Consider the following 9,659-nt stretch of genomic DNA (forward strand, 5'->3'; position numbering starts at 1 on the left):
GATCATGTTGTTCATCAATGGGGTGGACAAAATCACCGTTCCACCCGAATAAAACGTTATGCGCCTATTATGGGGATGAAGTTCAATGATTCAAGCCGAGATCGGTCACAAAGCGCGACAAATATCCAAACCTGGCGCTATACTGGCTCAACTATCATCTGTCGGATCAAGGACATGAAGCGCACTTTTCAAACAATCGCGTTAATTGGCAAGCCGAGAAACCCCGATGCGCTGCAAACGCACAAAGGCCTTTACGACTGGCTGTTTAATCAAGGCTATGAGGTCCTGGTGGATCACCGCCTGGCCGGCGAGCTGGATGTCCCCACCTCAACCCTGTGTGATCTGCTCACGATCGGTGATAAAGCCGACCTGGCCATCGTGGTCGGCGGCGACGGCAACATGCTGGGCGCGGCCCGGGTGTTGTCACGCTTTGATATTGCGGTGATTGGTGTCAACCGGGGCAACCTGGGCTTTCTCACCGACCTGGATCCGGATTCGTTTGACACTGAGCTCGAGCAGGTGCTCGCCGGTGAATTTCTGATCGAGCATCGCTTTTTGCTCGAGGCCGAAGTCCATCGCCACGGCCAGATCAAAAGCCGCAATGCCGCGCTGAACGAAGCCGTGCTGCACCCGGACAAAATCGCCCACATGATTGAGTTCGAAGTTTATATTGATGACAACTTCGCCTTTTCCCAGCGCTCGGACGGCCTGATTGTCTCAACGCCGACCGGCTCCACCGCCTATTCACTGTCCGGCGGCGGCCCGATCCTGTCGCCGAGCCTGAACGCTTTGTCTCTGGTACCCATGTTCCCGCACACCCTGTCATGCCGCCCGCTGGTTGTCGACGGCAACCGGCGGATCAAGCTGCTGGTCTCGCCGACCAACGGCAGTTCGCTGGAAGTGAGCTGCGACGGTCAGGTGTCGCTGCCGGTCAGCCCCGGCGATGAGATCCATATTTACCAGAGCCCGTATCAGCTCAAGCTGATCCACCCGAAAAACTACAGCTACTATAACGTGCTGCGGGGCAAACTCGGCTGGTCGAGCAAACTGTTCTGACCCTGCCTCACACCTGATGTGTTGAAGCCAGCCCTGCGCTGGCTTTTTTATGACCAGAATTCATTGAGTTAGCAATCAATAATTTTCATGCAAAAAACTGTGTGCACATCTTTACTGTTTTTTCATACAGTATATACTGTATGAAAAAACAGGTGTTGATTTAAACAGGTGAACACATGCTTGCTCATATGACGATCTCTAACTTTGCTATTGTCAAAACCCTTGAGTTTGAACTGAAACCGGGAATGACCACCATTACCGGCGAAACCGGTGCCGGTAAGTCGATTGCCATCGACGCGCTGGGCCTGTGCCTCGGCGATCGAGCGGAAGCAAGCATGGTCCGCCCGAATGAAGACAAAGCCGAAATCTCCGCAACCTTCTCTTTGCAGAACAACCAGGCGGCGCGACGCTGGCTGGAAGATAACGAGCTGATTGACGGGGAAGACTGCATTCTGCGCCGGGTGATCACCAAAGAAGGTCGCTCGCGCGGCTTCATCAACGGCAGCCCGGTCCCGGCTTCGCAGCAAAAAGCGCTGGGCCAGTTGCTGATCAACATCCACGGCCAGCATGCCCACCAACAGCTGATGCGCGCTGATTACCAGCAGCAGATGCTGGATCAGTACGCCGGTCACCACCTGCTGATGGAAAAAACCCGTCGTGCCTATCAGGCCTGGCGTCTGGCAAACAATGAACTCAAGCGCCTGACCCAAAGCCGCGAAGAGAACGAAGCCCAAAAACAGCTGATCCAGTACCAGGTGAAAGAGCTCAATGACCTGGCGCTCGGCGAAGATGAATACGCCGAGATCGAGGAAGAGCACAAGCGCCTGTCCAACAGCGGTGAGCTGGCTATCTCCAGCCAGACCGCTCTGTCCATACTTTATGACAACGAAGACGGCAATGCCCTGCAACTGCTGCAAAGGGCCAGCCAGCAGGTGATCCAGCTCGGCGAGCTCGACAGCAATATGAGCAGCATCCCGCAAATGCTGGAAGATGCCATTATCCAGGTGCAGGAAGCCAGCCAGGAGCTGCTCTGCTACCTTGATAACATGGATATGGATCCACAGCGCCTGATCTATCTGGAAGAGCGGTTGGCGAAAATCATGTCGCTGGCACGCAAACACTATGTGATGCCGGATGAGCTGTACCAGAAACATCAGGATCTGCTCAAAGAGCTGGAAAACCTCGATTGCAGCGATGAGCGACTGGAAGAAATGGGCGAGGATGTCGAACGCCTGCGCCAGAAGTTTCTCGCCAACGCCGAGAAACTGAGCAAGAGCCGCCAGCACTATGCCAAGGAGCTCGACAAGAAGATTTCCGACAGTATGCACCAGCTCAGCATGGAGCACGGGGTGTTCAAAATCGATATCCAGAGCGACGCCGAAGGCATGCTCAGCCCGCTCGGGTTCGACACCATCACCTTCCTGGTCTCCACCAACCCGGGCCAGCCGTTGCAGCCGCTCGGCAAAGTGGCCTCCGGTGGTGAGCTGTCGCGGATCTCGCTGGCGATCCAGGTGATCACTGCGCAGAAAGTAGAAACGCCGAGCCTGATTTTCGATGAAGTCGATGTCGGGATCAGCGGCCCGACCGCCGCCATCGTCGGCAAGATGCTGCGCACGCTGGGCGAGTCGACCCAGGTGATGTGTGTGACCCACTTGCCGCAAGTGGCCGGCTGCGGTCACCAGCAGATGTTTGTTGCCAAGAAATCAAGCAAAGGACAGACCGAAACCAGCATGGTGCCACTGAACAAGGATGCGCGCGTGGCAGAGCTGGCCCGCCTGCTGGGCGGCAGCGAAATTACCGAGCGCACCCTGGCCAACGCCAAGGAGCTGCTGATCGCAGCGTAGCCCGGCATGCCATAGCAGCAACAATGCAAACCATAAAGTGAGCCGAGACTGAAACCTCGGCCACGATTCCGACATAGATTCCGGCATAAAAGCAGCGTGCGTAACGAAACTAATTGGCAAAACCAGAGTCTCAGTCGCGTACGCTGTTAATTTTTCTTCACTGCTTTTTTTACTTCTGCCAAGAGCTTGTTTATCATCGCAGCAGTTAAGAGCGAATTTGCCGGGATGCTATGAGTTGGAAAAATATTGCTGCCCTGACCTTGGCGGCAAGCCTATTAGGAGGCTGCTCAGTTGTCGAACGACTGGTCTACCGTATCGATATCAACCAGGGAAACTACCTGGAGCAACGTGATATCGACACCCTCCGCTATGGAATGAATAAAGAACAAGTCAGCTTTGTGCTGGGTTCGCCGATGCTGGTTGAGCCTGAATACCCGAACACCTGGTATTACATCTACTACCACAAGCCCGGGCATGATGAAGCGATTCAACAAAACCTGATCCTCACCTTCAACGGTCAGAATCAGCTGATCAGCCTCTCCGGCGATTACGACGCCGGGCCGGATTTCATGAATCCAATCAACTGATCCCATAAAAAAAGCTCGCAATTGCGAGCTTTTTTATTCTCAATCTTTGTTTCCCGAGCCTCTATGCCGCCAGAGCTCCTATGTTGCCAAAGCCTCTCTGTTGCCCGAGCCCGATCTTATTAGCTCTCAGCAGTGCCATCTTTCTTCGCAGCTTTCGCTGCCAGAGCTTCCTGCTTCGCCTGCTCGGCACGCTTGCGGCGGATCTCTTTCGGATCGGCCAGCAGCGGACGGTAAATCTCCAGTCGATCACCATCACGAATCGTCGCATCCAGCTTCACGTTGCGGCTGAACACCCCGACTTTGTTCTTCTTGAGGTCAATCTCGGGATACATCTCCAGCACTCCGGAGCGCTCGATAATTTCCTGTACCGGCGTATCCGGCATCACCGCCAGTTTGATCACCCGCTGAACCTGCGGCAGCGCATACACCACCTCCACATGGATCAGCTTTTCTTCAGAACCCATACACTTCTCTCGCCCGTTGGGTAAAAGCACTCACCATGTTGCCGGTCAGCTCTTTAAACACTTTCCCGAACGCCGCCTCAACCAGCCCGTTGGTAAATTCAAAGTCCAGCTTCAGCTCCACCTTACAGGCATCTGCATCCAGCTCGATAAAGTGCCAGCCCCCGACCAGGCGACGAAACGGCCCGTCGACCAGCTGCATGTCAATCTTGCTGCCATGCGTGAGCGCATTGCGGGTCACAAAGGTTTTGCGGATCCCCGCCTTCGACACATCGACCGCGGCCATCATATGCTGTTCTGAACTTTCCAGGATTTTGCTCCCGGAACACCCCGGCAAAAAGGCCGGATACGACTCAACGTCATTGACAAGCTCAAACATTTTCTTCGCGCTGAAAGGAACCAGTGCAGAGCGGCTAATCTGAGGCATAGTTTCTCCTTTACCCATCACAAGTACCTCTGCTCGTAAGGCGTAAACCTTTCATTCGCAAACCCTATGAGAAGAGGTGCGCCAATGATACCATTACTTGGCGAACAGCCAAAACTTGTGCGATATCGCCAAGCGCGATCATCGTTTTTCGACCAGGCCGCGCGCCTGGGACAGCAACATCAAACACCGAGTATTTATGGCCAAGAATAAACCGAACAAGCCGGGCAGCAACACCATCGCGAAAAACAGAACTGCCCGCTTTGAATTTGCGATCCAAGACGAATACGAAGCCGGCGTTGAGCTGCAGGGATGGGAAGTCAAAGCCATCCGCTCCGGCAAAGTGAACATTTCCGAGAGCTATGTGTTCCTGCGCAACGGCGAAGCCTTCATCTCCGGCATGCAAATCACGCCGCTGAACGCCGCATCGACCCACGTAGTGGCCGATCCAAACCGGACCCGCAAGCTGCTGCTCAACCGCCGCGAGCTCGACAAGCTGGCCGGTGCCGTGAACCGCGACGGTGAAACCATTGTTGCGCTGACCATGTACTGGAAGGGTTCATGGGTTAAACTCAAAGTAGGCACGGCGAAAGGTAAGAAGCTGCACGACAAGCGCGCCGATACGAAAGATCGCGACTGGCAGCGCGACAAAGCGCGCATCATGAAGCACAGTAACCGCTAACCGGACGATAGATTCGAAGAGCCTGCCCGCTAAGTGCTGGATTTTTATACAAAAGCATTTTGACGGCAGTGTTTTATGTTGACGGTCATCATATTTCTGTTACCATCAATCATAACTCTGGGGCTGATTCAGGATTCGACAGGATCACGAAGGCTTGTGGAGCATGCCGAGGTGCGGTTTGCCTCGTAAAAAAGCCGCAAAAAAATAGTCGCAAACGACGAAAACTACGCACTAGCAGCTTAATAACCTGCTTAGAGCCTACCCTCTCTAGCCTCCGCTCGTAGGACGGGGAATCAGGGTAGTCAAACCCAAACGAGATCGCGTGGATGATTTGACCTGGGATCTGAAGCGTTAAACCTGATTCAGGTGTGTCTTTGTGTGGCGTGTCTTTCCGCAGCACACTGACGAGAATAAAGATAGACTAAGCATGTAGCGCCATCTGTTAGACTGATTTTGGACGCGGGTTCAACTCCCGCCAGCTCCACCAAACGTTTGGAAAGGGCGGTAACTCTCTGAGTTATCGCCCTTTTTGTATTTATGTCTCGTGATTTTGCAGTTTTGTACTGAAAATAGGTACTAAAACATGCGCTATCTAACCCTCAGCAAAACTGGAATTTGGTCTTTCAGATTTCAAATCCCTGTCTCCTACCGTTCACTTTTCGACAACCGCTATGAAGTCAAAAAATGCCTTCAGACCTCCTGTAAACAACAAGCACAGCTTTTAGCTCTTCAATTAGAACTTGAGATACGAAGCAAAATCGCTGGCACTAATTCTATTCCCACTAAGGCAAGCATAAAGCTCTCTGACTCACAAAGAAAAAGTACACAGGAGCACAAGAACAGCCCCCTTCAATGCCTCGCGAAATACAAGGAATACAAATCTTCGTATGTCTCTGAAAAATCGATTAACGGTGCGGTTGCTAAATGCCAGCTAGTACTCAACCTCATTGACAAAAGACAGCTTTCATCCATTAGAAGAAATGATGCAGAGAAAGCAAGACAACTGCTTATGCAGCTTCCATCGAACATCAAGAAGCATAAGCAATTTAAAGGACTTAAACCTCAGCAAGCCATAAAGCTAAATCAAGAGTTAGGGTTGCCTAGCATTTCCCCGAGTAGCGTCAAAGATTATATCCAAAAGTGCTCATCATTCTTCGAATGGTGCGTACAGATGGAGTACACCGATGTGAACCCCTTCAAAGGCTTCAGGTTCAAAGCCGAAGCTAAAGTCAGCACAGCCAAAAATGCTTATAACAAACAGCAACTTAATAAAATATTTAGCAATGAGATCTTTACTAAAAGAACATTCAAGCATAGCTATCAATATTGGCTTCCTATCTTGGCTAGATTTACAGGAGCACGAATCAATGAGCTTTGTCAGCTTTACAAAGAAGATATTAAAAACATTGATGGTATTGTGTGTATATCAATTAACCGAAATACTACAGATAAACGTCTTAAAACCCCTAATTCAGAAAGACTCATCCCCTTACACCCTAGATTAGTCGAGCTTGGTTTTATCAAACACGTTAATTCCATTTCCTCTGAAAGAGTGTTCCCAGAATTGAAACTAGAGCGCGATGGCTATGCCACAGCAGCTTCCAAGTGGTACGGACGCTTTAAAACTAAACTCGGCTTCTCCAGAGGATACGATTTTCACTCGTTCAGGCACACCTTCGCGAATCAACTCAAAAACGCTCTTGTACCAGCAATCGTTGCTTCAGAACTGCTGGGACATTCACAACGCTCGATCTCATATGATCGCTACGGCAAAGAGTTAGACATTAAGACTAAATTGATAGCTATAGAAAAAATCAACGTGTCTGACTTGGATTGTCTTTGCGAATGAATGGCTAACCTGAATAATAATTCGTGACTACCTCTGGGGGGCTCTCTAAAAAGCTAGTCACTGGCGATTCAAAACTTCTCTAGGTTTTAAAAAAGGACACGATTTTCACTCATTCAGGCATACCGTTCGCGAATCAACTCAAAAACGCTTTAGTGCCTAGTATAGTTACAGCCGAATCACTAGGGCATGCTCAAGAAGTGATCACTTATGAGCGTTATGATAAAGAATGCAATCTAGAGACAAAGCTAGATGCTATAAAAAATTGGAAAACTTACCCTTTCTTAGTCCAAACAATTGTTTTTAAAAACACAATAATCATATGTCAAGTGTTTTTAAAAGCAAAAAATATGACTCAGATCACAAATACAACACAAGAACCGCCATTCAAGTACGAAAAACGAGCAACGTCGCTTTATGGCACTTTCACAAAATAAAATTAGGGTTATAGTGCCCCTACACAGCGAGAGACGGGCCCCTCTCTCCATAATTTATTTTTACTCAAATACATTATGGAGCATTTATGTTTCTTACAGTACAAAGCGAGACTTGCAACACGCCTGTTTTGCACATTAAGAATGGTTTCGTTCCGGCGAACCTGAATCACAACTGTAACCTTTTACAGCGTGACTCTTATTTCACGCCAAAGAGCGCGAAGACGCAAAAAATTTGTACAGCTCGCGAACTAGTAGAAGAGTTCCTAGAAGTGGGTGCTGCTCAAAAGCAACTATCACCCAAAACAGCTCAGCAGTACCGTAACCAACTGTACACGTTTTTGGATCTCTGGTTACTAGACGATTTGAATGAACTTGATCGGGAAAATGCTGAGTTGTTCCGTGAACTTCTTTACAGAATGCCAAAAAACCCTAACAAGGACAAAAGGTTACATGGCTACAAGGGAATTGCACTACTGAAGAGAAACGAAGAGCTTGGTGGCGATGTGATCAGCCGGAGAACAGTAAAAAAGTTCATTAACCTGCTGTCCACGTTTTATGGCTGGCTCAAATCTCGGGGGCATGTTGATGAAAATCCCTTCTACAAACTGAAAGTGCGTAAAGCACTATCTAGCGATAGAAGGTATCAACTGAACAGTAATGATCTCACTCTGATCTTTACAATGAGAGATTACCAAAACCGTAATTTCTTGCATCCCTACTACTACTGGTTACCGCTGCTTTTACGGTTCACTGGAGCAAGACTGAATGAACTATGCCAGCTGTACAAAAGCGATGTCATCGTCGTAAACGGTGTCTGGGGGATCCGTATTTGTGCGAAGAACAACGGTCAGCGACTAAAAAACGACAACTCGATGAGGTTTGTTCCTCTTCATCATGCACTTATCTCTAGAGGTTTTTTGAAGTTCGTTGGGTCTTGCTCGACTGAGCGTTTATTCGATGAGCTACCATTAGTGAATGGATATTATTCACATAACGCTTCGAAATGGTTCGCTCGTCGCCGCAAAGCTCTGGGATTAGAGAAAGGCAAAGACGCTCACTCTTTCAGATACTCATTCGTAGATGAACTGAAGCAGAAGGGTGTTGCTATCGACATCATCCAAGAATTAGTTGGACACAGTTCAAATTCGATTACGACGTCAGTGTACAGTCGCTCATATAAACCTGAGTTGCTTGTCTCTGCAATCAACAAACTTGACGACTCTCATGTAGCCGCTATCAAGCCGTACGCTATGTAACACCGTTAAACCAGATCACCTTGTCCCCCCTATAGAAATATAGGGGTGGGCAGCTAATTATGAAATATAAAAATCAGAGCCAAAGCATCATGGAAAAAAGTAATGAGGATAACCTCATCAAGATAAGACCTGAACTCCGCAATGAAGGTTTCTACGGCTTAGCGGGTAAAGCTGCTTTATTCCTATGTGATGGATTCAGGGCTCTACCTGAACTCGTCACTCTATCGCTCCTAGCAAGAATCGCCGCTTCAATTAATAAAGGTAATGTTATTGTAAAAAATGGGGCTCAAAGCACAGAGCTACGTCTCAATGCATTGCTCATCATGAGAACCGGAGGCGGCAAAGGAATGGGGGAAAATCGAGCTCAACTTTTAATTGAAAGATCAAAGTTGTTTGCTGAGTCTGATGATGAGTCATCACCTTTATTCGCTCGAGTACATGAGGGTGGACTGTCAACTACTGAAGGAATAGTCAATGAACTTAGAGATGACTACCTTGGGAAGAACGGCGAAATTGTACATGGAAACGCTGATAAGCGCTTATGCGTTATAGAAGAAGAATTTGCCAGTATCTTCATCAAGTGTCGTTCAAACAACAGTAATTTGAGTTCGACAATTCGTAAGCTCTTTGATGGTGCGAACCTTTCGCCGCTGACAAAGCACGACAAAATCAGCTGTACAAATCCTCATGTTTGCATTGTCGGGCATATAACTCCGAAGGAGTTTCTTGATGAGATCAGTGGCAAGGATTTGTTCAATGGGTTCAGTAACCGCTTTTTAACGGTACTGGGAATTCCAAAAGCTGTTATCCCCTTCCCAAAAGCTCTGAATGAAGCCACTGTTAACGAACTATCAGTTCAAATGGCTGATGCTATTACATGGTGTAATAGCGAACAACGGACTTTGGAAATGGCTGAGTGCTTCAAAAAACTTTGGGCTGTAGGGTAATCCTCCCATTTTTAACCTCAGTTAAAAGTAGAAGTTAAGCAGCCATCAAAGGTGGTTTCCCTCCGTTGGCCTTGTGTGGTCGCTCATGATTGTAGAACCACAACCATTTTGTTGCATAG

At 48.7% G+C, this 9,659-nt stretch carries 9 protein-coding genes and 1 other RNA gene; 8 read left to right on the plus strand and 2 right to left on the minus strand.

Annotation, left to right across the window (positions count from 1 at the left end; translation table 11 throughout):
* Positions 1-174: 174 nt before the first annotated feature.
* The 3 genes from nadK (at position 175) to bamE (ending at position 3,487) form a co-directional block, all read left to right on the plus strand.
* Entirely contained in the window at positions 175-1,056 is an 882-nt protein-coding gene (gene nadK / locus VV869_RS10335; RefSeq protein ID WP_337734866.1) for an NAD(+) kinase, read from the plus strand.
* A 176-nt stretch (positions 1,057-1,232) separates the two neighbouring features.
* Positions 1,233-2,900 carry a DNA repair protein RecN gene (gene recN, locus VV869_RS10340; RefSeq protein ID WP_337734867.1) on the plus strand — a complete coding sequence of 556 codons (1,668 nt, stop codon included), beginning with the start codon at positions 1,233-1,235 and terminating at the stop codon, positions 2,898-2,900.
* Between the two features lie 230 nt (positions 2,901-3,130).
* A complete protein-coding gene (bamE, locus tag VV869_RS10345; RefSeq protein ID WP_337734868.1) occupies positions 3,131-3,487 on the plus strand; it encodes an outer membrane protein assembly factor BamE in 357 nt (118 codons plus the stop codon).
* A 119-nt stretch (positions 3,488-3,606) separates the two neighbouring features.
* On the opposite strand, the gene VV869_RS10350 is transcribed toward bamE, so the two are convergent.
* Entirely contained in the window at positions 3,607-3,951 is a 345-nt protein-coding gene (locus VV869_RS10350) for an RnfH family protein (protein WP_337734869.1), read from the minus strand.
* Complete coding sequence (locus tag VV869_RS10355; RefSeq protein ID WP_261600816.1) at positions 3,941-4,375, minus strand: SRPBCC family protein; 435 nt, start codon at positions 4,373-4,375, stop codon at positions 3,941-3,943. Before VV869_RS10355 ends, VV869_RS10350 begins: the two co-directional genes overlap by 11 nt.
* A 196-nt stretch (positions 4,376-4,571) precedes the next feature.
* On the opposite strand from VV869_RS10355, the gene smpB reads away from it, so the two are divergent.
* From smpB to VV869_RS10380, 5 genes are all read left to right on the plus strand, one after another.
* Complete coding sequence (smpB, locus tag VV869_RS10360) at positions 4,572-5,054, plus strand: SsrA-binding protein SmpB (protein WP_337734870.1); 483 nt, start codon at positions 4,572-4,574, stop codon at positions 5,052-5,054.
* 119 nt (positions 5,055-5,173) lie between these two features.
* Positions 5,174-5,541, plus strand: a transfer-messenger RNA (tmRNA) gene (gene ssrA / locus VV869_RS10365).
* Between the two features lie 96 nt (positions 5,542-5,637).
* Positions 5,638-6,903: a site-specific integrase gene (locus VV869_RS10370; RefSeq protein WP_069513927.1), complete on the plus strand. Its 1,266-nt coding sequence runs from the start codon at positions 5,638-5,640 to the stop codon at positions 6,901-6,903.
* Positions 6,904-7,423: 520 nt separating this feature from the next.
* Entirely contained in the window at positions 7,424-8,593 is a 1,170-nt protein-coding gene (locus VV869_RS10375; RefSeq protein ID WP_337734871.1) for a site-specific integrase, read from the plus strand.
* 59 nt (positions 8,594-8,652) lie between these two features.
* Positions 8,653-9,540, plus strand: coding sequence for a hypothetical protein (locus VV869_RS10380; protein ID WP_337734872.1), 888 nt, complete (start codon positions 8,653-8,655; stop codon positions 9,538-9,540).
* Positions 9,541-9,659 lie beyond the last annotated feature (119 nt).

Source organism: Photobacterium sp. MCCC 1A19761, from assembly GCF_037389125.1.
Lineage (GTDB): Bacteria > Pseudomonadota > Gammaproteobacteria > Enterobacterales > Vibrionaceae > Photobacterium.

Coding starts and splice junctions, on each gene's coding strand:
- nadK (WP_337734866.1), top strand. CDS start 175: ATGAAGCGCACTTTTCAAACAATCGCGTTAATTGGCAAGCCGAGAAAC.
- VV869_RS10380 (WP_337734872.1), top strand. CDS start 8,653: ATGAAATATAAAAATCAGAGCCAAAGCATCATGGAAAAAAGTAATGAG.
- VV869_RS10370 (WP_069513927.1), top strand. CDS start 5,638: ATGCGCTATCTAACCCTCAGCAAAACTGGAATTTGGTCTTTCAGATTT.
- VV869_RS10375 (WP_337734871.1), top strand. CDS start 7,424: ATGTTTCTTACAGTACAAAGCGAGACTTGCAACACGCCTGTTTTGCAC.
- VV869_RS10355 (WP_261600816.1), bottom strand. CDS start 4,375: ATGCCTCAGATTAGCCGCTCTGCACTGGTTCCTTTCAGCGCGAAGAAA.
- smpB (WP_337734870.1), top strand. CDS start 4,572: ATGGCCAAGAATAAACCGAACAAGCCGGGCAGCAACACCATCGCGAAA.
- recN (WP_337734867.1), top strand. CDS start 1,233: ATGCTTGCTCATATGACGATCTCTAACTTTGCTATTGTCAAAACCCTT.
- bamE (WP_337734868.1), top strand. CDS start 3,131: ATGAGTTGGAAAAATATTGCTGCCCTGACCTTGGCGGCAAGCCTATTA.
- VV869_RS10350 (WP_337734869.1), bottom strand. CDS start 3,951: ATGGGTTCTGAAGAAAAGCTGATCCATGTGGAGGTGGTGTATGCGCTG.